This window comes from Bacillus sp. FJAT-49711 (assembly GCF_018343715.1).
Classification (GTDB): domain Bacteria; phylum Bacillota; class Bacilli; order Bacillales; family Bacillaceae_C; genus Lederbergia.
Window position 1 is genome coordinate 846259 of record NZ_JAGYPL010000001.1, and the last position, 26320, is coordinate 872578.

The following is a 26320-nucleotide window of genomic DNA, read 5'->3' on the forward strand; positions in this document are numbered from 1 at the left end:
TATTTAAATCAAGCTTTCTAAAGACTCCCCAACTTTGCGTTGAATACGTTCCTTCTCTAGATTTAATACTTTTTGCTTAATGGATTCCTCCGCTTCCTCTTGCTTATTTAATGCAAGTGAAGCAACATCGGATTCTCTCGCGTATAAATCAAATAAGTTAGCCTTTTCTCCTAAAACTTCAAGCATGGTGACATCAATGCTATCTTCCGTTAATAGTCGATACACGATCACGTTTCTAGATTGCCCCATTCGATAGGCCCGGCTAATGGCCTGTTCTTCTGTAGAGGGTTTCCACTGAGGTTCGCAAAGAATCACAATATTGGCCGCTTGTATGTTTAATCCAACTCCTCCAGCTGTAATTTGGCTGAGTAGGACGGATCCGGGGTGAGCATTTGTAAATACATCGATAATTTCTTGTCTTCTTGCAATTGGAACATCACCTGTAATAGCTTCAAATGTTCTTCCTTTTAAATGCTGTTGGATTGTATGGATTACACTCCTGAAAAAGGAAAACACTAATACCTTGTGTCCGTTTTCAGCTGCGGCATCACATATATCTAATAGTTTTTCCAATTTTGGTGAATGCTCCGGTGAACCACCTTGCCATGCTGCCCGCCGCATGGACATTAATTTTCCTTCCATGACCGCTTGCTTATAGTACCTTTCTTCCTTTTCAGCAAAATCCATCCACTGTGGGATGATTTCCAGTTCAGGCAATTCACATAGAACATCTTTTCTATTTCTTCTTAAATAAACTGGTGCCACAGCCTGCTTAAATTCGTGTGGTTGCAACAAATATAATTCGTTCGATAACTTTTCAGCAATATCCGGTTGTAATATGGATATTAATTGCTTCATTTCTTCCAACCGATTTTCAAGTGGTGTTCCGCTCATAAATAAAACATATTCCGCCATATCTGCAAGTTTGTATATACTTTGTGACCGTTTTGCCTCCGGGTTTTTGACATAGTGTGCTTCGTCCACAATGAGCGTATCTAATTGGTGTTCTTCTTCAAAGTTCATTCGTAATGTTTGTTCATACGTTGTAATGAGAACACCGGAATTTGCTTGCCATTTTGCAAATTCCTCATCGCGTTTAGGGCCATGGAAAATATATGTATGTAGTTTAGATCGCTGATGAATTTCTCTATTCCAATTTGCTACTACACTTAATGGACAAACAACCATGGTATATTTTTGATTGTTTTGGAATAAATGATTGATTATTGCTAGTCCCTGTATGGTTTTACCTAATCCCATTTCATCTCCGAGTAAAGTCCGCTTATGATATAACGCATATTTGGCTCCAAACTCTTGATATCCTCTTAATGTAACATTTAAATCTGTCACATCTAAAGTATATTGATTCACTTTATCTACAAAGTCTGTTGGTAAATTTTCGAGAGACTCAATGTGTGCTGCGCCTGTCACTTTTTCTATTTCGGTGTAATAAGAAGCATTTTCACGAACAAAGTGTTGGATCAATTCCTCTTTGTTCACACTAAAATGAAGAATTTCATTTAGTTTTTCTTTTATGTTGTTTAAATTCTTTTTATTTTTTTCTTGGTTCAGATTTTCATAGGCTAACTTTATTTTTTCCTTTTCAGCTCTAGATTGAAATAGGGAGCCAATCATGTGTTTCTGCTTTTTTGCAGTTTCAATATCAGGGGTAATCGCGTCTTTAAATTGATTGAAATCCGCTTTAAATTCTTCAATAACCTTTAGTAGTTGCCATTTATTGTAAATAGATTCTAGTAAATTTATACCTTCATTCGATACTTTATCCGGATTGATTCTGGGAATCGCTTGTTGGTAAACAGATTCTTTGATTCTGGAGACAGCATTGTAAATCGAATAAGCGCTTTTCTCCCCGATGCCATCCATTTGCATCAGCTCTTCAGGTTCATGATTTACAATATCATAAATGGTTCGGAAGCCATTATTGACCAATAAATTTATGGGCAACCCTTTTTCTAGAGTCGAAATCACATCCATTGGCATCGACTTTAATTTTTCTGCACCCTCATTAATCTTCATTCTTTCCAATACATCATTAATTTCTTGATTAAAGGAATCCTCTGAGAATTGGTGAATGCTCTCCTGAATACGATTTAATTCAGAAACGAAGCTCTTTAGATCTCTTTTGTTTCTAATCATCACTGATCACCCGCATCTTTTTGTTCATTAAAGCCATTGTAATTGCTTTAACCTGAAACAACAATAGAACTAGAATCAAACCGTTAGGACAAAAAAAGTGATTATGCTCAAGACGATGAGAGGCATGGAAAATTAATATAAGAATAGGCTAGTTAAAATGACGTCCCAATAATGTTCTTTTATGCAGGAATTTGCAACTTTTTATCGAATTAGTGGAATTGATAGTTAATAGCTACACAGCTGGAAAAATAGCAGTAACAATCATAAGGAGCCAATAATCCATAATATGCGCATGCTTTTTTGTCATTAATAAAGGAGGTGAAAAGAAATCAAGAAAAAAGAAGTTGCAAAAATAATTGACGCACTTAATAGTCTATCTTTGTTTCTAGGTTTATATGTTTATTTCAAAATGCATTCATTGACATATGCTGGACTAGCTACGTTTGGTGGAATTTTTCTCATACAGGTAGTTAGATTTACTATTATAGGATTTAAAAATAAAAAGCTTATCCAGTCTGGAATTAATGAAGTAGATCAAATGGATGGGTTTCAATTTGAGGAATACTTAGCATTATTATTTAAGATGAGTGGATATAATGCAAAGATAACAAAGTCTCGTGGTGATTTTGGTGCCGACTTAATTCTTGTTAAAGATAATGTGAAAACGGTTGTACAAGCAAAGCGCTATTCCTCCAATGTAGGAATAAAGGCTATACAGGAAGTGGTTGGTGCAGTTCAACACTATAAAGCTGATAAATCCATGGTGATTACAAATAGTTATTTCACTAATCCAGCGATTGAATTGGCTAAAACAAACAATGTAGAATTAATTAACAGAGATCAACTTGTCAAAATGTTGCTGGAAGTACGACCAGGTGACAGCCGTAAAAAACAAAAAAATCTTCCACCGGAAAAAATAGCGAACAGTAATAGAGAAAAAATTGATATTCCAGTTTGCCCAAGGTGTGAAAAAGAAATGGTTATAAGGAAAAGCAGACAAGGTAATGAGTTTTTTGGCTGTTCTAATTTCCCTTCTTGTAGGCAAACAATGGGTATACGATATGAACAGAATAAGTCATTTATGGCAGCTCCTGATGTACATAGTAAATAAAGACATTGTAACTTAATAGGACCACTGACAATTCTTAGAACTCAATATGAAAGAAAATGACTTGGAAGAATTGCTTAGATAATAGGATGATTCAGTGGAATAAAAAAAGCCCTTCTCATTTTGAAGGGTTTCAATCTACAAATTCTAAACCGATAATTTTAAAGTTACTTTATCTTATGCAAATCACTACTCAGTTCAATAATCCACACTTTCTGACTAATATTATCTGCTTTATTGATAAAACCCTTTACATCATTAAAAACACCATCATGCCACGTCTCGATGATTATGTTTTACATATGAAACTCTAATGCAAATCTTAATTTAATGTTTATTTCCTGTGTTGGTATATTTATCAAGGATTGGAACTAATTTGGAAATCTACTAAACATGCTCACGCATGAAAAATCAATGCGATATAGCTGTCACTAAAGATTACCGAAATCAAATGGCACATAAAGATGCGATTCCTTTATCGACTGCACAGAAATGTAGAGAGCTTATATTATGTGGAAAAAAACTCTTAATAAAATTATTACAGATGACATTATAAAGTAAAAGTTCATTGAGTGGGGGCTTCCCCACCTATTACTGGCATTTTTGAGGTAAAAGTTTTACCTAGGCTACTTTGGTATAATAGAAAGGCTTAGTATAAGAAACACGGATGATTACTTATACAGAAGTCATTTGCGAATCTTTCGTACCGATTTTATTGAAATTTGGAAGAGAATTTTAATGTAGTATCCTATACATAACATTTCCGACCTTGTGGCAATAAATGTACTAGGGAGTGCAAGACTGTTTACCATTTCCTAGTATCATATCGAGGAAAAACATTGACTTCTAAGATTCTGTAAACGAAAATGAGGTACTTGTGAAATATACCTAATTCTACAAATCAAGTATTTTTAAACAAGTAGACTATCTTTTAAAAGCAATATTATATAAAAATTCGAGGTGTCATTATGGCTAAACAAACTGGTTTCAGCATTGTTGACGATATTTTCAATAAGACTAAAGAAGAAATTAATAAGCTAATGCCTGTAAATATCATGGTAATTGGTAAAACCGGTATAGGAAAGAGTACCTTAATTAATAATGTTTTCAGAGAAAACCTAGCAGAAACAGGAATTGGACAACCAGTAACTCAACATCTAAGAAAGATTACAAAAAAAGAAATTCCTCTTTGTATATATGATACAAAAGGCTTAGAGTTAAAAGAGGAAGTTCAAGAAGAAATTATTCAAGAAATTAACGGTAAAATTAAAGATTTATATCTAAAAGGTGAAGAAAAAGATTATATACATGCAATATGGTATTGCATTAATTCAAATTCAAACAGAATTGAAGAATTAGAAATAGACTTAATTAACTCATTTGCAGAAAATGTACCCGTAATTCTTGTGTTGACTCAAAGTTTTGGTGAAAGCGCCTTTGAATTTAAAAAGGTTATCGAAGAATTGAATCTTAATGTAAAAGCAGTTCAAACTGTTTTAGCAGAGCCTTTTAAAATATCCAAGGACATCAATATTCCTTCCCATGGGCTGAAAGAATTAGTTGGAAAAACTTATGAGGTTTTACCTGAAGCTGTAAAAAAGTCTTTTAACAATGCTCAGAAAGTTGATATCGAAAAAAAAGCAAAAGAAGCAAGGGTTTGGTCAACCGGTTATATAGCTGGCAGTTTTGGTGCGGGATTTACACCGATACCATTTTCAGATGCTGCTGTTTTAGTACCAATGCAAGTAGGAATGTTAGCTCACATTACAGCTATTTTTGGAATTTCTTTAGACAAAGCGTTAGTAAGTGGAATTGTGGCTTCGATTGGTGGTAGTGGAGGAGCGGCATTATTAGGAAGATATATTGTTTCTAATTTACTAAAACTCATACCGGGAGTTGGCACTATTGCAGGTGGATTAATTAGTGGTTCCACTGCATCAATGTTAACGACTGCTTTAGCTTTATCCTATATTGAGGTTATGCAAAAGGTTGCCGAAGCGGAGTATAGAGGCAAAAGCTATGATAATGAACAAATTGCTAGAATGATGAAAGAGATGTACGAAGAAAACATTAAAAAATAACATGCTAATATGTATTTTGATGAAAAAACTATATCCTTTATTCCATATGTGGGTGCCTGATCCCCAGTGCGGTAACGTATTACCTCACCGGGGATCAGGCATCTTTTTTTCTAATTTGAGAGATGCTTCTTCCGGAAGCTTATCCTTTAGTTGCTTATAATAATCTCATCTGACGAATACACTAAAATTCTAACGGTTCCACCATAAACATATGATCGAATCAATATAGGCTTGTTGTATTTGTCCGTAAAACGAAAGTCGGGTCCAACAATACTGACAACCAGATGAATTTCATAAGACAGAGCCACCTCCCGAAGTATTTAGATTTTGGTTGTATTTTTGGTCATGTTTTTAAGTAGTTTTTAAGGTTTTTAGAGAAGTTCACTTACCATATCCAAAAACGGTCGTTTATGGTCATTTATCCATAACTAATGAACTAAATGACTTTTTAAATTTTGTTCAACAAACAGGCCATTGTTGAAGATGTTTTATTCAGCTAACTTGGCAGGATAGCGAATTAATTTCATTCCAATTTCGGTAAATGTATTAAAAAAGATAAATGAAATCCGGAAATTTGGAAAAGTTTACAAAAAAGTAGTTGCAATGGCATCCTATATGGCGTATTATGAAATTAGTTGCAATAACATCCTATTTAAGGGGGAAGTAAACTGAGCGAGCAGTCGAGGCAAAATGACAAGGGATTAACGAAATCGCACGGCCAATACATCTCGGCCATCTACCGACACATGCAGATATTGATCTCAAACGAGTTGGCGCCGTATCGAATCGGAAGCGGACAGTATATATTTCTGATGGCGATTGCGTTTCAACAACCAATCACTCAGAAGGAGCTAAGCAAGAAACTGCTCATTGACAAAACGACTACAGCCAAGGCGATTACCAAGCTGGAAGCAGAAGGTTACGTGCGGAGGGAACCCGATCCCGCCGACAACCGCTATCATCTGCTCTATTTGACGGACTCGGGACGTGAGGTGGTACCGAGAGTACAGGAAGGGCTGGACCGCGTTAAAAGTAAAACCAGAATGGGCATTACCGATGAGGAGTATGACTTGTTGGTTGGCTTGCTAAGAACCGTACTTAGCAATCTTACCGAACGGGAGAAGACGTAGGGATGAGCGGGAATGGAGGGTTAGGCTTGATCGAAGAGTTGTTGATTTGGGCTGGCATTACGAGCAAGTTCATCGATTCGAAGGGTATGAATTTCAGTTGAACGGCAATGAAGTCGGGCATCATTACGGAAACCGCTTGTTTACTTACTCATGATTGAAATCGTGCGTTTCAAATATGATCAAATAAAATTTAGGAGGATGTAAATGATGATAGCGAACCCGTTTATCGTAGTGGAGAACTGCAAAGACGAAATCAAGTACTATCAAAGCGTTTTTGGTGGTGAGATTGAGATTCTGCGCAAGCAAGGGGAAGAGGTGCTAAACGCGGACCTACATGTAGAGGGGGCAACCCTTAAGTTTGCAGATACTCGAGCGGCAAAGCCGGTGCTAAAAGGCGATTACGTGAGAGTCTTCTTGAAAATCGAGACGGAGGAAGCGTTCCGAAAGATCTACGGAGATTTTGCTGCTGGCGGGACTATTAATTCGGAAGTGTACGAAGCTCCGTTTAACGGACTGCTTGCCATCGTTACCGACCGAAACGGCGTGTGCTGGGTGCTGTCCTATTATCGAACTTAATGTTGAGAATTCATTGGCTGAGTAGTCCTATCGAAGCAACTCTTAAGGGACAAGAACACGTATTGTTACCGTAGTTCTCATCGAAATAACAGGTACTTATTTTGAATAAAGTATAGGCAATGATTTTCAGCAAAACGGGCGCTTTAATGGAGTAACTAAAGCCTAATTTCTCGGTGTTAAAAGCGAGAAATTAGGCTTTTTTTTATTGTGCGCCCAGCATGGGCGTAGTCTATAGGGTGCAAGTCCCGAACTGCGAAGGCAGAAGTAGCAGTTAGCTTAACGCAAGGGTGTCCACGGTGACGTGGAATCTGAAGGAAGCGAGCGGCAAACCTCCGGTCTGAGGAACACGAACTTCATATTAGGCTATTTACGATTGGGTGAGTTTGCAGTACAGAACAAAGCCCTTTCTGCCGAAGGTTGTATGTAGTAAATGAAGCAGATAGGTGGAGGGAAAGACTACGTTCTTACCTGGGGAGGTCTGATTGGAACGCCAAGTTCACTTGGTAACCTATCCAGTGATGGATAGCTGAACAATCAGAAGTCAGCAGAGGCCATAGTACCATTCGAACTCGAGAAGAATGGGAAGGGCTGAACAATTAAGAGAGAGCAACATCTTGGCATTCAGTAACCTGCGATGAACACAGATAACCGATAAGGCATGCTTGAAGGAGGATATGGTGAATCCCATGGGGGACTTCAAGATGGTGGAGCAGAACTGGCATAAGTGGAATCGTTGTTCACGGAAAGAGGCGTAACCAATGTTAATGGAACGAATACTGTCACGGGAAAACCTCCTTTCCGCCCTGAAAAGGGTGGAACGAAATAAAGGAAGTCATGGTGTGGATGGGATGTCCGTACAAAACCTACGAGAGCATATCAAGAAACACTGGGAATCCATGAAAATGGAACTTCTTGAGGGTACCTATACACCGCAACCCGTCCGCAGGGTCGAAATCCCGAAACCTGACGGTGGGGTGCGATTATTAGGTATCCCTACCGTAACAGACCGTCTCATTCAACAAGCAATTGCCCAAGTTTTAACGACTATATATGACCCGATGTTCTCAGACCATAGTTATGGATTTCGACCAGGTCGAAGCGCCCATGATGCGGTTAGGAAAGCAAAAGGTTATATACAGGAAGGTTATCGTTGGGTGGTTGATATCGACTTGGAGAAGTTCTTCGACAGAGTAAACCATGACAAATTAATGGGGACACTAGCGAAACGAATCGAAGATAAACGCCTGCTTAAGTTAATCCGTAAATATCTAGAATCGGGAATCATGATAAATGGCATTGTGACAACCAGTGAGGAAGGAACTCCACAAGGAGGACCTCTCAGTCCTTTACTCTCTAACATTGTCCTTGACGAATTTGACAAGAAGTTAGAGGAAAGAGGTCACAAATTTGTACGATACGCCGATGATGCTAATATCTATGTGAAAACAATGAAAGCAGGAAACCGGGTGATGGATTCCATCACCTTGTTTATAGAAGGAAAGCTTAAGCTGAAAGTTAATTTGAAAAAGTCAGCTGTAGACCGTCCTTGGAAGAGGAAATTTCTTGGATTCAGTTTTACCTTTCATAAAGAACCCAAAGTTCGGATTGCCAAAGAAAGCGTGAAACGGATGAAGAATAAAATCCGAGAAATTACCTCAAGAAAGAAACCTTATCCCATGGAATATCGAATAGAGAAACTAAACCAATATCTAATGGGATGGTGCGGATACTTCGCCCTGGCAGATACGCCAAGTGTATTCAGGGAGTTTGATTCATGGATTAGAAGAAGACTTCGGATGTGTATGTGGAAGAATTGGAAGAAACCAAGCACGAAGGTGAGGAACCTCATTAGACTTGGCGTTCCGAAAGGAAAGGCTTATGAATGGGGAAACTCACGTAGAAGTTATTGGAGAATCTCCAAAAGTCCGATACTACACAGAACCCTTGGAAACTCCTACTGGAATTCCCAAGGGCTCAAAAGTCTATTATCTCGTTACGAAACTTTGCGTCACCAATCTTAGTTGAACCGCCGTATACCGAACGGTATGTACGGTGGTGTGAGAGGTCGGGGGTTAATCACTCCCTCCTACTCGATTGGATTTCCTTACCGTTGTAAACCCGTATTTTCCTGATGTTACTCTCTTAGCGTAGGAAAATCGACTTTTTTTATTCCAAAATTCTCTTAACGTATGTTTTCCGCGTTTTGTTGGTAGAGCCCCAGATATAGGGATACCTTTTCATGTGTGTATATACTCTCATATTCCCTAAGTTCAATAAAGAGAGGTAGGGGTTGGTTTGCTCATATGAGAGGAAAATACTCAATCGTACATTTAGTTTGCCTCAAAGTTCTAGGGGCTTACTCACCTACCATACCGTCATTATCATTATCGCGCATATAAGGGTACAACCAATGATCACTCGTTATTGGCATACTGAAACCTGCTGCTTTTGCTTCTTTAATCGTCACCTGTCCATTACCGTTTGTATCAACACTAGAAATATCACCGTTTGTATTTGAACTAGTTGAATCAGAAGGTTCACTGCCTGTTAAACCGAGTGATGAATTTACTTCATCAGGGTTCACATTGTCAAATGTATCAACGATCTCGTTACCCATTAAAGTATAGGTATACTGATAACGTGTAGGAATCTGCGTTTCCGTATTCGGATATGTGATAATGGCTTCAAAATTAGTGACTCCACCGGCGCTACGAATCACGTCTTCCATATAAGCTTGATCACCATGTCGGTTGAGCGTACTATCTTGTGGGGTAATATTATAAGCATTCGATACCCCTCCGAGAGAATCAGCAATGATATGTCCTTCATCTAAAACGTCACTTTCAACACCAGGAACCTTTGCCTCATCAGAATAATATCTGCCAGATGATAATACAGGTTCATTATTATCATCTTGTACAATGATTTCCTCAGCAATGACACGTACTAGTTGCCCGTATTCATTAGTAAATGCCCAATATTCACGGTCCCCATAACCAATATCAACGACGACGTTAGTTTCACGATATCCAGACAAATCACCACCATCAACTTCAATAAGTTTGTATCCTGAGAACAGTTCATTATTTGGTTGGGTCGGTGTTTTCTCTACTACTGGTTCATCAGCTACTGTAGTAATAGCTTCTTCTTTTTCACTATTTTCATTTGTATTAATTGTGGTTACTTCTTGTGGATCTGTTTCTCCATCTGTAATGGATAAATCTTCTACGTTGGTACAACCAACCATAAAGATGGTCGTTAAAAGTAAGATTAAATAGGTCATTTTCTTTTTCATTTTAAGACTCCCCTAAAATAGTTTCATGTTGTTCATTCTAATAATCTCGGAATGTTAACAGAGATTAATGTTGTAAACTAAACCAATTACTACTGTTAAAGTAATCAAAAGAAAGAATAAAAAAGTACCCTTTAGTTTTTCTAATTCCTTATTATCCCTTACTTTAACAGTTGAATATTACCACATAAAATAACTTAAAACGTAATTGTCGTCCTCCCAAATTTGAATGTTTTATGAATCAGTTATTATCCGCTCAAGTTTTAATAAGGCGGTGTTTATCTTATAGAGGGACAGGATGAAATACCTAAAAGAAAATTTGAGTGGGCTGTCTTATGGGTGGAGATGACTGGTGAACGTGCAAGGATCGATGCAAAAGTTAGTAATATGTATATCGTGTACGACCTTAATGTGCGAATGTTTTACTTGTTTGAACGAGAATAACACCACCTGAACGGGAATAGATTTTCCCTTATGGCAGAGGATGGCATGGAGGTACCTGACCCCCGTTACTTACTAAGGGTCAGGTACCTTTTTAAAGATTTTGCCAAAACATATGGAGTCCATAATCCTCCCTCTATTTTTCTAGAATGTAAACACAATTATTTAGGGAGTGGGTAGTGCATGTAAATCCCTTTATTTTACAATAATATTTAGTTAAGAAAAGAGTCTACAAAAATAAAAATTAGCTAAAGATATGGTTGAGAATATATTGGGAGGAATGCTGTATGACGAATGCTAGAGATAACTGGGAGCTTATCGAACTTTCCCATAAACTTGAACAAGAAGCAATTGACGCAAGAAATAGTGCGGATATTGAAGCTGTTCAAGAGGTGAAACAACAATTACATGAACTACAGCATCGAATAATAAACGCACAGGGAAGAGAGATGAAAGGAAATGTTACTCCTGGTGAGCCTTTATTTGACGCTCATTTGCGTGTAGAAGATTCGGTGGGGCACATGGAGAGAGCACTCATAAATCTTCAAGCTATGCAGGATGATTCACAACCATAATCCAAAAAAGCTTGAATTATAATCACATAACAAATACTCAGTGAATCAAATGCCAGTCCTCTCCTACAAAAGATTTAAAGTAGGGAGGACTAGCGCTTTACATGGTCCAGGCACAGACACAATTCCAGTACAATTCAAAATTATTTTAGTGCACTTTTGTTTATTGACAACATGAGGGAATAAGAGATTTACCGTGCTAGGAGATGCACTTTTTAGGAAAAACAAGATTATGTATGGATCCTATTGATTGAAAGATTGAAAAAATATTAAACCTTCACATAACTTTACTAAATGTATGATATAATCTTTCTGAAAGGGAGGTTGATGATTATGTTGAAATTAAGATGAAAATAAAAACTGTTTAAGTTTGCTTACTTCGTATTAAATCTGCAATTTTCCCCCGTTCTGTTTCACCATTTTAAATCCACTCATCATATCCTCATAAAAACATTCTACTAAAATGCTGAAGTGAATAGATTCTGTTAAATTCTTGAATAAATGGGAATTTTGCCGGTTGTATCAAAACCACTTAAAAAGGAGAGATACTATGGATGCCGTGCTGAGTAAGATTGCCAAAGGTGTTACTATTTGTTATTCAGAAGTTTTCCCCAATCTAGATAACGATTATTTACATCTTAATTATCTTGGAAAATTATTTTTGTTTGCAGACTCCTATTGTATGAACCCAGATTGTACATGCCAAGAGGTAGTTCTAAATTTTTTACAGACCTATCCAAGAGAGAATGAAAAAAACAACAATTTTATAGTAAGATTTAAACTTAATGGCAGGGGATATAAAATACATGACCAGGGCCGATTCAATAGAAGTGAAATAAAGGCAATCATTATGCGCATAACTGTAGACGATAGTTATGTAAAACTTTTTAATGAAAGATATACAGAAATGAAGGAAAAAGCAATAAAAATAATAAGTTAAGCATCTCTATGATGTTTGTAGTTTTACGTGAAAATAAGATATCGTGAAGAAATTCGATCTATCCCACGAAAAATGTTGCAGAAATACTGCAATTTAACGATAATGACTGAAACCGCGTATAAGTTGAACCTTTCGGTAGACCTTTGTAGAAAAATAGCGAATTTTCAGTTATAATTGAATATAATTATTTGTATTTGGGGGCTATAGCATATGGAAAAAATCCTTGAAATGTTACAAGTCCTTCATGAAGGACAAAAGAAACAAGAAGCGTTCCAGGAAGAAATGCTTGGATTTAAAAAAGAAATGCTCGGATTTCGAGAAGAAACTCTTGGATTTCGAAAAGAAATGCTCGGATTTCAAGAAGAAACGCTTGGATTTCAAAAAGATATGCTCGGATTTCGAGAAGAAACTCTTGGGTTTCAAAAGGATATGCTCGGATTTCGAGAAGAAACTCTTGGGTTTCAAAAGGACATGCACGGTTTTCGAGAAGAAACTCTTGGATTTCGAAAAGAAATGCTCGGATTTCAAGAAGAAATGCATGGATTTCAAAATGATATGCTCGGATTCCGGGAAGAAACGCTTGGATTTCAAAAAGATATGCATGATTTTCGGGAAGAAACTCTTGGATTTCAAAAAGATATGCTCGGATTTCGAAATGAAATGCAAGAATTTCGCAAGGAAACAAATGATCGTCTAGAGGTTCTTGAAAGGCTTGTGATCCAAAATGGCGAAAAGCTGGACACCAATCGCGAATACGTTGGAAGAAAAATAAATTTCATTGAACACAAAAGTATGGAGCTCGAACAACGAATTTATGAAATGGAAAGTGAATATAGGCGGAAGTAACTTATAACTTGTTTTTTGGACACCCCCATGGAGTGTCCACTTTTTAACGAAGCAGGGGTTCAGCTTTTCTAAAGAGTGTTGGGAAGGGTACTCAAGATCATGGAAACTATATGCCTCACGGTACCAATATTAACCATGCTTTTTATTTAAGCTAAATGCTTGTCTTTCAGGTTGAGGTTAAAAACATATTGAATATATATAGTATAAAGAAGAGGGGGGAAGTTGATTTATAATGAAAAACTTACGAAATAAGTTGATCGGGCTTATTCAGGCTGTAAACCGGTATCCTTTAACGATGCTCTTTCTTTTGGCCATTGCTACTGTAAACGTGAATATGATTAATAGCGAAACAGAAGATTACCTTAAATATTTATTTACTTTTATTATTGGGTCATTGTTAAGCGTGATCGGCCAGCAAGTTTATGAACGCTTTTTTATAAAAGTTAGTGAGCGTCTCGTGCTCATGTTTGGATCCATACTTTTGACGGCCGGCTATTATTTTGCCATTCATTCCGCATCCACCTTTAGCTTAGAAATTGGTACAAAAACCGCCATTTCTATATTTGCCTTGATGATGGCCTTTATATGGATCCCAGCCATCAAAAGTAAGGTAACGTTTAACGAAAGCTTTATGTCTGCATTTAAAGCCTTTTTCCTTACAGTGCTTTTTTCATCCGTTCTAGCGGCAGGTCTAAATTTAATTATTATTGCGATTGACCAGCTTCTTTTCTCATTAGATTTAAAAACGTATGCACATGTATTGAATATTGTACTTTCCTTGTTTGCACCCGTTTTCTTTCTATCCTATACCCCGCCATATCCGGGCAAAAAGGACAGCAATCGTCCAACTAACGAGTTGAGCGGTGAATGGGAAAAGATAGAAAAGGCAATCACATGCCCCAAAACATTAGGAATTTTGATTTCTTTTATCATCATTCCTTTAACAGCGGTATATACAATCATCTTGTTGGCATATACAATCCTAAATATCCGCGGCGATTTCTGGACAAATAACTTATTGGAACCAATGCTCGTTTCTTATGCCATTACGGTTATTTTGGTCTATATTCTTTCGAGTCATCTAGAGGATAGGTTTGCTAAGCTATTTAGAAAAATTTTCCCAAAAATATTAATACCGATTGTATTATTCCAAACGGTCGCTTCGATTTTAAAAATCAGCGATATCGGTGTCACTTATGGCCGTTATTACGCAATCATGTTCGGCATTTTTGCTCTTATAGCCGGAATTGTATTCAGCTTTTTTCCTGTTAAAAGAAATGGGCTGATCGCTTCTGTATTAATTGTTTTTTCTGCTGTTTCAATCATTCCGCCTGTCGATGCTTTTACAGTTGCAAAAGTAAGCCAAGTACATTTACTAAAAAGAACATTGGTGGAAAATGATATGTTTCAAAATGGGAAGATTGTCCCGAATTCGGATATTTCCATTGATGACAAGAAAACAATTACAAGGACCGCCAGTTATTTAAACGACTTGAACTATATAGCTGAAATCGATTGGCTGCCGGCAAAATTATTTAACGTTGATAACTTTAATAAAACGTTCGGATTCGAAGAAACATACGATCAACCAACTGATAGATCGGAAGGGAAATATGCTCACATCAATTGGGAACGCAGCCCTGCAGTAAATATTGAGAATTATGACCGGATGATTCATTTGTATTTTCAAGGTTCTCAAACCGATTTGAAAATACCAATTCAAATAGAAAATAAAACTTACATTTTAAAGAATGACAATAGGAAGGATCCTACCCTTATTTTAGTGGATGAACAAAATAATGAATTGTTCCGATTTGATATGAAGAAAGCGATTGATCAAATTTTTGAGAATCATCTTGAAAGTGATTCAGGAAAAAACATGTTACCTGCGGAGAAAATGATGGTTACCCAAGAAAATGATAAAGTCAAAATGACCATATTGGCTGCCTCCATTGATAACTATGATTCTCAGTACAACGCGGATATTTTTGTTTTCCTTAAAATCAAGTAAGGCGCCATTAATCTCCTAAATAAAGCGTACACGAAAAGGATCGTGTACGCTTTATCCATCTATTCAGCCATCATCGTTTAATGTTCATATGATATGAAGGAATGGAGCCTATTCAGATTCAACCTTTATTCGCCTTTTCCGGTTTTATCCATACGATCTAACAAGAAGATATCACCTGAATGGATTTTTTGAAAAGGGAATGGAAATATTATCATTTGAGGTGAAATCGCTTATGATAACAAAAAGGCATATACTTTTTAATATATTGATGTTAACAGTTCCTTGGCTATCATTGCTATTTCTAGGAAAGCGAAATATAAAACGTTATTCTTTTGCAAGCGCCATTATTGTGTTTTATGAAATCTTAAATCATTTGTATGGACACAAACGGAAATGGTGGGGGTTTTACGATAAGAAGAAATCGTTTATAAGGGATGAACTTCCTTTTAGCATTGGGCCTTACATGCCTTTATCCATGTGGTTGCTAAAATATTCTTACGGAAACTTTAAAAAATATGTGTTGCTCAATCTCATGTGTGATGGGCTCTTTGCATTCCTTTTTATTAATATTCTTAAAAAGTTGAAAATCATCCGTTTAAATCGCTTAAATCACCTTCAGTTTTTTATATACTTACACTATAAAGCGTATTTATTATATGGCTTACAGTATCTGTACGAGAAGACAAAAAGGTCGTGGTCTTTTATTAAGGTGTCAGGGACTAAAACAATTTAGTATTGTTTCAGTCCTTGGCACCTTATACACTAAATCACCACTATTTTCTTCAAATCTCATGAAATGGAGTAAAACGATGATCCTTAGATTTGGTTACGTCTCAACAGCACTTTCTCTGTGGGAGGCTTCTCCTTCTCGAACGGTAACCTTTACGAACTGGAAGAAACTAGATAAAGAAAGTAGAAAGGAAAAGTTATATCATCTTACTGAGCAAAATTTAAAAAATACGCTTCGAATTCTTCACTATAATATTGCACATTGCATTGAGGTTTATCGAATGTCTTCTTCACTAGTACCACTTGCCACACATCCAGAGGTAAAGTGGGATTTTATAACTTCATTTAAAGATCTTTTTAAAGAAATTGGAGCATTGGTACAAAGACATCATTTGCGGGTCAGCTTCCATCCAAATCAATATACATTGTTTACAAGTCCAGATGATCATGTTACGAGCAATGCAATAATAGATATGACCTATCACTATGAAATGTTGAGAGCCATGAATTTACATAAAGAGGCAACCATTAATATCCATGTTGGTGGAATGTATGGGAATAAGGAAGATGCTATAAATAGATTTAATAAAAACTTTGAAAAGCTTGATAAAGAAATACGGATGCAAACGACGCTAGAAAATGATGACAAGACTTACACCGCAAAAGAAACACTACAAATTTGTGAGGAGCATGAAGTACCTTTTGTTTTTGATTATCATCATCACATCGCAAATTCTGGAAATGAAGAATTTGAGAATTTACTACCTAGAATTTTCACCACATGGGAACGTACTGGAAGGGCGCCTAAATTTCACTTATCCTCTCCTAAGTCAGAACAATTAATCAGAGCACATGCAGACTATATTGATTTGGAGTTTGCAATTCCATTTATAAAAGCATTAAAAACGTACGGCCAATCTGCTGATATTATGATAGAGGCAAAAGCAAAAGATAAAGCTGCATTAAAACTAGTTGAAGATTTAAGCAAGTTACGTGGTTTTAAGCGGGTAAATGGAGGTGCCATAAGATTTAAGGACTAGCTGAGGAGCGGATCTTTATAAGTGATAATTTATACAAAATGATCTTTTTACAATTTAAAAATTTATTTTCTCATAAACTCTAAAGAATCAACAAGTAATCTTAGTGACATTTTTATTGAGGTAAACTACACTTTAGAAGTAATCTATTCTTTGAGGGTCTATCAAAGGATGGAGACTTCTTTATTTATAAGGATTAAATTCTATATTATTTTTTAAGAAAAATAGTCAATCATTGGAGTTGCATATTATGATTACAATTTTAGATATAGCAAAGATGGCAAATGTTTCTCGGACTACTGTATCCAGAGTGTTAAATAATACTGGATATGTAAGTGAAGAAGCTAGGGAGCGTGTCATGAAAGTAATAAAAGAAACAGGTTATGTTCCTAGCCAGCAAGCGAAATCACTTCGAACAAAAGAAACAAAAGTCGTTGGCGTCATTTTGCCGAGAATTAGTACTGAAACTTCAAGTAAAGTTTTAAGTGGCATTGATGAGGTATTAAGTGAGCACGGATATCAAATTTTATTAGCGATCACGAATTTACAAATTGAAAAAGAAATTGAGTATGTAAAATTATTAGCGAATCGGCAAGTAGATGGAATCATATTAGTTGCAACAAATGTTCAGCAGGAACTGATAAAGGAGATAGATAATTTAAAGCTTCCTTTCGTTGTAATTGGACAAAATATGCCCGGAATATCATCCGTTTATTATGATGATTATCATGCTGCAAAATCATTAACACACATGCTTCTCAATAAAGATAAGAAAAATATTGCTTTTATTGGCGTACATGAAACAGACCAAGCTGTAGGGATTTTAAGAAAAGAAGGATATGTCGCTGCATTAAAAGAAAATCATATCCCTCTAACTGAAAAGTCGATTGAAATCGGTAGTTTTCATCTAGAATCAGGATATGAGTGCATGAAAAAAATAATTGAAAATAATCAATACTTACCAGACGCAGTTTTTGCTGCTACCGATCGGATAGCGATAGGTGCCATGAGTTACTTGCAAGAAAAAAATATAAGAATTCCTGAAGATATGAGTATTGTAAGCATTGGTACGTCAGAGTTATCAAAATATATATCGCCAAAACTGACGACGATTGATTATGAAAACGAAAAAGCTGGAAAGGCAGGAGCTGAAATTTTATATAAAACAATGAAGGGTGGAGAATTAGATAAGAAAAAAATAGTATTAAATTATAGAATAATAGAGGGAGATACTTTATAATTAACAGAAAGAATTTTAAGAAGCGTATTATTCTTTTAAACAGTGTGGAATCGATTCCCTAAAATGTGAATATAATCTTATAACACTTTACTTTTTTTTCGCTTTCATGGAATCGATTCCACAAAATGTGAGAATTAATCATTTTAATTCGGGTAAAGTGCATTAAAAACATTCATAAGGAGTGAAAATCCATGTCAGAAAACAGTCAAATTGTAAAAGACCTCATTGATGCAATCGGCGGAGATGAAAATATTGTTTCCGCTGCCCATTGTGCAACAAGATTACGAATTATGGTCAAAGATAAAGATAAAATTGACCAAGAACGTGTAGAAAATATTGAAAAAGTAAAAGGTGCATTTTTCAACTCCGGGCAGTATCAAGTTATTTTTGGAACAGGCACAGTTAATAGGATGTATGATGAAGTGGTCAAGCTAGGAGTTAGTGGTTCGACGAAATCTGATCAAGCTCAAGAAGCCGTTAAAGCTGGCAGCAGTTTTCAACGTGCAATTCGGACTTTTGGAGATGTATTTGTTCCTATTATCCCCGCCCTTGTTGCAACCGGTTTATTTATGGGGTTGCGCGGACTTGTCATGCAGGAACAGATCTTAGCTTTGTTTGGGTTAACACCCAATGATATTTCACAGAATTTTATTCTTTTTACTCAAGTTTTAACTGATACGGCTTTTATCTTTTTACCAGCATTAGTAGCATGGTCTACTTTCCGAGTATTCGGTGGTAATCCGACGATCGGTTTAGTATTAGGATTAATGCTCGTGACTCCTGCACTGCCAAACGCATATGCAGTAGCAGCTGGTGATGTTGAATCAATTAAGTTCTTAGGATTTATTCCAGTAGTAGGGTATCAAGGCTCAGTTTTACCAGCATTTATCGCAGGTATCGTCGGCGCCAAGCTTGAGCGCTGGATCCGCAAAAGAGTTCCAGAAGTCTTGGATTTAATTGTAACTCCATTCTTAACATTATTAATCATGATTACTTTGGCATTATTCGTTATTGGACCCATTTTCCATTCCGCTGAAAATATTATTCTCTCTATATTTAAAGCAATTTTAGAATGGCCGTTAGGAATTAGCGGGCTTATAATCGGTGGTTTGAACCAGCTTATCGTTGTAACGGGTGTGCATCATATCTTTAATATGTTGGAAATCCAGCTTTTAGAAGCGTATGGCAATAATCCATACAATGCAATCGTTACTTGTTCAGTCGCTGCACAAGGTGGGGCTGCACTGGCTGTTGGTTTGAAAACTAAATCTGTAAAATTAAAAGCTTTAGCTCTTCCATCATCTCTTTCAGCTTTTTTAGGCATAACAGAACCAGCTGTTTTTGGTGTGAATCTTCGTTATTTTAAACCTTTTATATTCGCATTAATAGGAGGGGGAGTAGGCGGTTTCTTGTCTGCCATATTCGGTCTTAAAGCAACAGGAATGGCGATCACAGTTATCCCTGGTACACTTCTCTATTTAAATGGTCAAATCTTGCTTTACCTACTTGTTAACATTGTTGCGATCGCTACGGCGTTTGTTTTAACATGGCTTTTTGGATTCTCTGATAAAATGGTAAAAGATTTGAATAAAAACTAATGGTTAAAACTATATGAGCGGTTAGGAGTAATGTTTACTCTATACCGCTTTTCTACTGATAAACTTATAGCTTAATATTTTGTAAAAGGAGTTCATTATGGAAAAGGAATTACAGCTAAGAAATGATATTTCTCAAAAGTTAAAGCTGACACAGTTTAAAGGTAAAGATCATAATCGACTAGCTTTTCATTTGACTCCACCGGTTGGTTTAATGAATGATCCAAATGGGTTAGTGTATTATAAAGGAAAATATCATGTGTTTTACCAATGGAACCCATTTGAAACAAAGCATACGTTTAAGTGCTGGGGGCATTATTCTTCAAAAGACCTTGTTCATTGGGACGAACATCACCCAGCATTAATTCCGAGTGAATGGTATGAAAAAGACGGATGTTATTCTGGTTCTGCCATTGAATATGATCATAAGTTATTTCTCTTTTATACTGGAAATGTTAAAAAAGAAGACGGTAACCGGGAAACTTATCAATGTTTAGCTATATCAGAAGATGGTATTCATTTTGATAAGAAAGGACCTGTCGTTCATTTACCTGAAGGATTTACGCCTCATTTTCGAGATCCAAAAGTGTGGCAGCAAGAAAATAAGTGGTTTATGGTAATTGGCGCCCAAACTGAATCACTTATTGGTCAAGCTATTCTTTTTTCTTCGGACGATTTAGAGCATTGGCAAATGGAAGGTCCTTTAGCTGGAAACGGCATGTCCCTATCAAATAACTTTGGATATATGTGGGAATGTCCTGATTTTTTCTCCTTAAATAATCAAGATATTTTATTGGTTTCTCCCCAAGGATTAAAATCAGAACCATTTAAATATGAAAATTTGTTTCAATCCGGATATTTTATCGGCGAATGGGATTTGAAATCAAATATGTATGTTCATGGTGAGTTCACTGAGCTTGATCATGGTTTTGATTTTTATGCACCACAGACTTTTGAAGATCAAACAGGGAGAAGAATTTTATTTGCTTGGATGGGCATGGGAGATGAACAGGAACAGTTCCATCATTCCATAAAGTATGGATGGCTACATGCCTTAACCATTCCTCGAGAATTATACGTAAAAGACAGCTGTCTATACCAAAAGCCAATAGAAGAACTAAAGCTATTAAGAAATAAAAGAGACTCAGATAACATAACAATCTCTAATGAGAAAATGGAAATCCCACTAGACAGCGAATTAAATGAAATCATGATTGATATTGAACAATTTGCTGGAAAACAATTTGAAATACAGCTGCAGAACAATTGTAAGCTTATTTACAATGAAGAAGGTATATTAACATTAGAAAGAAAAAGCTTTGATGAAAACCAACTCGAAACTAGGCAATGTAAGATCGATAAATTGGAAAAGATTCATATGTTCTTAGACCGATCTTCATTAGAAATTTTTCTTAACGATGGCAAAACTGTATTTACAAGCAGATTCTATGAGGAAACAGCAAAAAATCAATGTGTAATTGCCGTAAAAGGTAAATTAAAATTTGGATGGGAAATTTGGAGTCTACAATCTTATCAAATTAATCATCAATAGTCTTAAAAAGGTCGTGTTTATATGTTTAAAAATCTGTTCGGAAAAAAGCAAGAAGTATCTAAAACCATCGAACTCAAAGCGTATGTATCAGGAAAAATCTTACCATTAGAAGATGTCCCAGATCCAGTTTTTTCGAAAAAAATGATGGGCGATGGAATTGCAATTGAACCAGTCGAAGGGAAGTTTGTCTCTCCAGTTGATGGAGAAATCATACAAGTTTTCCCTACAAAACATGCTGTTGGAATAAGAGCATTAAATGGTGCAGAATTATTAATTCATATTGGTTTAGAGACGGTTTCTATGAATGGTGAGGGCTTTACTTCCCATGTAGATGTAGGGGAGAAAGTTAAGACTGGAGATAACCTGGTTACAGTCGATCTCGAAAAAGTAAAAGAAAAGGCAACTAGTACAATAACTCCCATCATTATTACGAATTCTGATGAGATGGAAAGCATTGACCATTCAACTTCAGGTGGGCAAGCTTCAAAAAATGAGGATATCATTTTAAGAGTAACTTCTAGATAGGTCATTAAAAATATCACTTCATTTTGAAGAGCACCCCAATTGTGGGTGCTTTTATTCATTTTTCTCTAGAACTGTAAGCTTCATGCCGCTTTCTATTAATTTTTATTTTATCCTAATTCGTATTCAAATTGATTTTTGATAGGAATATTTTTATTATTTCGCTAGAATAGTAGTAATAATTAAATTACTACAGTGGGAAAGAAGAAAAGAGTGATTAAATTGAAAAAGAAAGTAGTACTGGCCGGCGGAACAGGCTTTGTAGGCAGATATTTCGAGAAAAAGTTCACAGATTTGGGCTATGAAGTGAAAATCATCTCTAGACACTCTCCATATATTTCTTGGGAGAATGAACAAGAAATCATACAGGCATTGGAAAAAGCAGATATGTTAATTAACCTTGCTGGAAAATCGGTAAACTGTCGTTACAATGAAAAAAATAAGGAGGAAATTTTACAATCAAGGATAAAAACGACAGAAACACTTGGAAATGCCATTATGGAATGTAATCACCCCCCGCAATTATGGATCAATTCAAGTACTTCCACTATTTATAGACATGCGGACGATCGACCAATGACGGAAAAAAGCGGTGATATCGGATCTGGTTTTTCCGTTGATGTAGCTAAGGCGTGGGAACAATCATTTTTTTCATTTCAATTGCCTAATACAAGACAGGCCGCTTTAAGGATTGCCATTGTCTTAGGTGAGGGAGGGGTGATGACTCCTTACAAAAACTTAGTCAAATTTGGTCTCGGAGGCGTTCAAGGCTCTGGTCAGCAAAAATTCAGTTGGATACATATCGAGGACTTATTTAATATTATTTTCTTTTTAAAAGATAGGGAAGATTTGAAAGGTGTATTTAATTGCTCCTCTCCACATCCAATTACGAACAGAGAATTAATGGAAACTTTAAGGAAAATAATGAATAGAAATTTTGGTTTGCCTTCGCCGAAATGGATGCTTGATATGGGAGCAGTTTTCATAAGAACAGAGACAGAATTAGTGTTAAAAAGTCGTTGGGTCATTCCGGAAAGGTTATCGACGGAAGGTTTTAGATTTTCTTTTGACAAAATTGATAAAGCGCTGGAGGATATCCTTTAAAAAGATGTTTGAGTCATAAAGAAATTTTGGAATCTGATTAAGAAAAAAATGTAAGGATATGATGGGATGATTCATTTTAAGGATTATCCCTTTTTAATTTATTTCAAATACTCCATCTACCAAAAGGACCCGCAATATGCGGGTCCGAAAGATATTAATATCAAGTCATACTTTATGATGACTTTTATTTAATTCGCCTTTAGAACGGTTTCCTCTATTTCATCGTCTGCCGAATCAAAGTTCCTAATCCATCTAAATCGATTAACTTTCACAATCGCCACAAAACATTTCAAGATTTGATCAGACTTTAAGCAAATAAACGTGATCAATGGTGACAGTTCAAATACAAAAGCACAAAGGGCAGAAGCAGGAAGGACGATCATCCACATAAAAATAGTGTCATTGATTAAAACAAATTTAGTATCTCCTCCACTGCGGACAATACCTGTTAATGCAGGCATTTGATACGCAGTCCCAACTACTGTAATCGCTAGAACGGTCATAAATTGCAGAGAAAGTGCCTTCGCTTCATCAGATATAGTGTAAAAGCCTAAGACATAGTCTTTTGTAATAAATAGAAGAACTCCAGTACCTAATCCGATCAAGAGATACAATATTTGCAAGGTTTTTGCATACGATTTAATTTTATTGATATTGCCTTCGCCGATTGTTTTTCCAATTAGTACGGTTGTGGCACTTGCTGAAGCAAATACGGCAACGGCTACAATTCCAAACACAGTAGTTGCAATGCTATTTGCAGCTATTGCAGCAGCTCCCATATGTCCGAGAATTGCAGTCTGTACAGCCATCGCTAAACCCCAAATAAAGTTGGACATGATAATAGGTGAGCCTAGATTAATATATTGCTTGAATAGACTGAGCTCAAAATGTATGAAATCTTGAAGTTTCAAATAAATTTTTTGGTCGAAGCGCTTCACGAAAATGATAATAATAATTAATTCAATAATTCTTGAAGTAAGAGTCGCAATAGCTGCACCTTGTACACCCATACTTGGAAAACCAAAATGTCCATAAATCAATACGTAATTTAGGCAAATATTAATAATAAGGGTAGAAGTGGACAATATAAAACCAATTTTAACGGTTTCAACACTTCTTAAAATAGCTATAAGAATGCTAGTAACAGAAAAGAAAATATACGAAAAGCATATGATCTTTAAGTATTTCGTTCCTTCTGCAATAACGTTAGCATCTTTAGTAAACAGTGACAGAACTGCTTCAGGGAAGAAAAAAATAATTGCCCACATAATCAATCCTACCAGAATGGATATTTTCATCCCTATACTTGATATCTTCTTAATGGATATGATGTTTTTTGCTCCCCAGTATCTTGAGGCCATAATGACCATTCCTTCGCCAACACCCATGACGAGCATTTGCAGGACGAACTGAATCTGGTTTGCCAGCGCAACTCCAGAAAGTGCGTATTCACTGTATCCTCCAATCATTAAATTGTCTGATAGGTTAATTCCGAATGTAATAATGTTTTGCAAGCCAATGATCACTGTTAAGGTAAAAAACGTTTTGTAAAATGATTTTTCTCGGACAAATAAGCTCATTGATTGGAACCCTTCTTTGTTTTAATGTGTTTTTTTCGTTTTCAGGTGGAATTATTATTTTCTTAGAGTTGCAGCTCCAATATTAGCTAGAGTCCAAGAATTTAATAAATTCATACAATAGTGAAATTTTATCAGATTTTATCAATAATACAATACATTTATAAAGTCTATATCCAATAATAAAAGAAGACCAAATAACGTGCACTGGCGGATATCTTGAGATGTGTGAACATAAATGAATATCTTATTGAATAGTATTTATGAAGAAAATTTCATAATCAGGTCGGTGGTAAAAAGGGGGAAAGTAATGATAGATTACAAATACGCATTTCCTCAATTATCGTCTAATAAGATGCTTTCAATCATCAGAAGAGGCCTTAATAAAACTGAAGCACCCAAAAAGATCATCATTGCTGGTGCAGGTATGGCTGGTCTAGTCGCGGCATCTTTATTAAAGGATGCAGGGCACAATGTCACAATCCTTGAAGCTTCTGAAAGAGTTGGTGGAAGAGTCTTCACGCTGCGGTCTGATTTTACTAATGGATTATATATTGAAGCAGGTGCAATGCGAATTCCTCATACCCATTATTTAACCTTGGAATATATAAAAAAATTTAACCTTCCCATTAATCAATTTGTGAATAGCACCCCAAACGATATCTTATATATAAAAGGAATTAAAACCCGTTTAAAGATTTATGAACAGAATCCAGAAATTTTTGACTTTCCAGTAGCCCAAAGGGAAAGAGGTAAAACGGCTGCACAATTACTCAAATTAGCAACCAAGCCTGTTACGGATTTTATTAATCAAAACCCACATAAAAATTGGCCATTAGTCATAAAAGCATTTGATAAATATTCCATGGACCTTTATTTGAGATATAACCCATTTGGAACCACGTTGTCTCCGGGTGCCATCGAAATGATTAAAGTGGTTCTTTCTTTAGAAGGACTTCCGGAGCTTTCATTTCTAGAAGTGCTGCGTGACTTAATGGTTTTGTTTAATCCTGACAGTACCTATTACGAGATCACTGATGGCAATGACAAACTTCCAAAAGCATTTCTTCCTGAATTGAGAGATAACCTTATGTTTGGACATAAAGTAACGAAAATTACACAGCATCATAACCAAGTTACAATTGATTCCATTCAAACAAAGATTTTAAGGCCATATACAATTACGGGTGACATTGCGATTGTAACGATCCCTTTTTCTGTTTTGCAATTTGTCGAAGTTGAACCACGCGATTCTTTTTCCGATAACAAATGGAAAGCAATTCGTGAACTTAACTATGTAGGATCAACAAAGACCGCTATTCAGTTTAAGAACAGGTTTTGGGAAAAAGAAGACTTGAACGGAGGACAAACGGTTACTGACCTTCCAATTGCTTACACTCAATATCCAAGCACTCAAATCGGTTCATCTGGACCTGGTGCCATTTTGGCCAGTTATACTTGGGGAGATGATGCTTTAATTTGGGATAGTATGAGCACCGAAAATCGTTTGGAATATACATTGAAAAACTTGGCGAAAATCCATGGTGAACAGGTGTTTAGAGAGTTCGAAACTGGAACGAGTTATAGTTGGGTTCGAAATCCGTATTCCGGGGGAGCTTTTACGATGTTCAAACCAGAACAAATTAAAGAATTGTCGCCTTACATTTCTACTCCCGAAGGGCGGGTTCATTTTGCAGGTGAACATGCTTCAAGCCTTCATGCCTGGATTCAGGGTGCCATTGAATCTGGAATACGAGTTGCACATGAAGTCAATGATCTGCCAAAGTCTTTCCCTAATGATTGAGCGGAC

20 protein-coding genes are annotated in these 26320 nt (G+C 36.2%); 17 read left to right on the top strand and 3 right to left on the bottom strand.

All coding sequences use genetic code 11. The features are described from left to right. Positions 1-3: 3 nt before the first annotated feature. Positions 4-2157, bottom strand: coding sequence for a DEAD/DEAH box helicase (locus tag KHA96_RS04170; protein ID WP_213128014.1), 2154 nt, complete (start codon positions 2155-2157; stop codon positions 4-6). Between the two features lie 379 nt (positions 2158-2536). Here KHA96_RS04170 and KHA96_RS04175 point away from each other — a divergent pair, with 379 nt between their 5' ends. The 5 genes from KHA96_RS04175 to ltrA all read left to right on the top strand — a co-directional run bounded on the left by KHA96_RS04175 (position 2537) and on the right by ltrA (position 9073). Beyond that, positions 2537-3268: a restriction endonuclease gene (locus KHA96_RS04175; RefSeq protein ID WP_213128015.1), complete on the top strand. Its 732-nt coding sequence runs from the start codon at positions 2537-2539 to the stop codon at positions 3266-3268. A gap of 965 nt (positions 3269-4233) precedes the next feature. Beyond that, on the top strand, positions 4234-5346 hold the full coding sequence (locus KHA96_RS04180) for a YcjF family protein (protein WP_213128016.1): 1113 nt from the start codon (positions 4234-4236) through the stop codon (positions 5344-5346). 746 nt (positions 5347-6092) lie between these two features. Then, positions 6093-6476, top strand: a complete 384-nt coding sequence (locus KHA96_RS04185; RefSeq protein WP_213128017.1) for a MarR family winged helix-turn-helix transcriptional regulator — start codon at positions 6093-6095, stop codon at positions 6474-6476. Between the two features lie 204 nt (positions 6477-6680). Next, positions 6681-7052 carry a VOC family protein gene (locus tag KHA96_RS04190; protein WP_249315257.1) on the top strand — a complete coding sequence of 124 codons (372 nt, stop codon included), beginning with the start codon at positions 6681-6683 and terminating at the stop codon, positions 7050-7052. A 758-nt stretch (positions 7053-7810) separates the two neighbouring features. Then, positions 7811-9073: a group II intron reverse transcriptase/maturase gene (gene ltrA, locus KHA96_RS04195; protein WP_213127439.1), complete on the top strand. Its 1263-nt coding sequence runs from the start codon at positions 7811-7813 to the stop codon at positions 9071-9073. A 335-nt stretch (positions 9074-9408) separates the two neighbouring features. Here ltrA and KHA96_RS04200 read toward each other — a convergent pair whose 3' ends face one another. Beyond that, a complete protein-coding gene (locus KHA96_RS04200) occupies positions 9409-10347 on the bottom strand; it encodes a DNA/RNA non-specific endonuclease (protein ID WP_213128018.1) in 939 nt (312 codons plus the stop codon). Positions 10348-11072: 725 nt separating this feature from the next. On the opposite strand from KHA96_RS04200, the gene KHA96_RS04205 reads away from it, so the two are divergent. The 11 genes from KHA96_RS04205 to KHA96_RS04255 all read left to right on the top strand — a co-directional run bounded on the left by KHA96_RS04205 (position 11073) and on the right by KHA96_RS04255 (position 22933). Continuing rightward, positions 11073-11360 carry a hypothetical protein gene (locus KHA96_RS04205; protein WP_213128019.1) on the top strand — a complete coding sequence of 96 codons (288 nt, stop codon included), beginning with the start codon at positions 11073-11075 and terminating at the stop codon, positions 11358-11360. Between the two features lie 547 nt (positions 11361-11907). Beyond that, the gene (locus tag KHA96_RS04210; protein ID WP_213128020.1) at positions 11908-12297 is read left to right on the top strand and encodes a hypothetical protein; all 390 of its coding nucleotides are present in this window, start codon (positions 11908-11910) and stop codon (positions 12295-12297) included. 210 nt (positions 12298-12507) lie between these two features. Continuing rightward, a complete protein-coding gene (locus KHA96_RS04215; protein ID WP_213128021.1) occupies positions 12508-13143 on the top strand; it encodes a hypothetical protein in 636 nt (211 codons plus the stop codon). A 232-nt stretch (positions 13144-13375) separates the two neighbouring features. Next, positions 13376-15154 carry a DUF4153 domain-containing protein gene (locus tag KHA96_RS04220; protein ID WP_213128022.1) on the top strand — a complete coding sequence of 593 codons (1779 nt, stop codon included), beginning with the start codon at positions 13376-13378 and terminating at the stop codon, positions 15152-15154. Positions 15155-15386: 232 nt separating this feature from the next. Then, on the top strand, positions 15387-15887 hold the full coding sequence (locus tag KHA96_RS04225; protein WP_213128023.1) for a hypothetical protein: 501 nt from the start codon (positions 15387-15389) through the stop codon (positions 15885-15887). Positions 15888-15963: 76 nt separating this feature from the next. Then, positions 15964-16923, top strand: coding sequence for a UV DNA damage repair endonuclease UvsE (gene uvsE, locus KHA96_RS04230; RefSeq protein WP_213128024.1), 960 nt, complete (start codon positions 15964-15966; stop codon positions 16921-16923). Positions 16924-17170: 247 nt separating this feature from the next. Further along, positions 17171-18160 carry a LacI family DNA-binding transcriptional regulator gene (locus KHA96_RS04235; RefSeq protein ID WP_213128025.1) on the top strand — a complete coding sequence of 330 codons (990 nt, stop codon included), beginning with the start codon at positions 17171-17173 and terminating at the stop codon, positions 18158-18160. A 191-nt stretch (positions 18161-18351) separates the two neighbouring features. Next, on the top strand, positions 18352-19758 hold the full coding sequence (locus KHA96_RS04240) for a sucrose-specific PTS transporter subunit IIBC (RefSeq protein ID WP_213128026.1): 1407 nt from the start codon (positions 18352-18354) through the stop codon (positions 19756-19758). A 97-nt stretch (positions 19759-19855) separates the two neighbouring features. Next, positions 19856-21307, top strand: a complete 1452-nt coding sequence (locus tag KHA96_RS04245; RefSeq protein ID WP_249315258.1) for a glycoside hydrolase family 32 protein — start codon at positions 19856-19858, stop codon at positions 21305-21307. A gap of 21 nt (positions 21308-21328) precedes the next feature. Further along, a complete protein-coding gene (locus KHA96_RS04250; RefSeq protein ID WP_213128027.1) occupies positions 21329-21832 on the top strand; it encodes a PTS sugar transporter subunit IIA in 504 nt (167 codons plus the stop codon). A 219-nt stretch (positions 21833-22051) separates the two neighbouring features. Continuing rightward, on the top strand, positions 22052-22933 hold the full coding sequence (locus KHA96_RS04255) for a TIGR01777 family oxidoreductase (RefSeq protein WP_213128028.1): 882 nt from the start codon (positions 22052-22054) through the stop codon (positions 22931-22933). Between the two features lie 188 nt (positions 22934-23121). On the opposite strand, the gene KHA96_RS04260 is transcribed toward KHA96_RS04255, so the two are convergent. Beyond that, positions 23122-24513: an MATE family efflux transporter gene (locus tag KHA96_RS04260; protein ID WP_213128029.1), complete on the bottom strand. Its 1392-nt coding sequence runs from the start codon at positions 24511-24513 to the stop codon at positions 23122-23124. Between the two features lie 307 nt (positions 24514-24820). On the opposite strand from KHA96_RS04260, the gene KHA96_RS04265 reads away from it, so the two are divergent. After that, on the top strand, positions 24821-26314 hold the full coding sequence (locus KHA96_RS04265; protein WP_213128030.1) for a flavin monoamine oxidase family protein: 1494 nt from the start codon (positions 24821-24823) through the stop codon (positions 26312-26314). Positions 26315-26320: the final 6 nt, after the last annotated feature.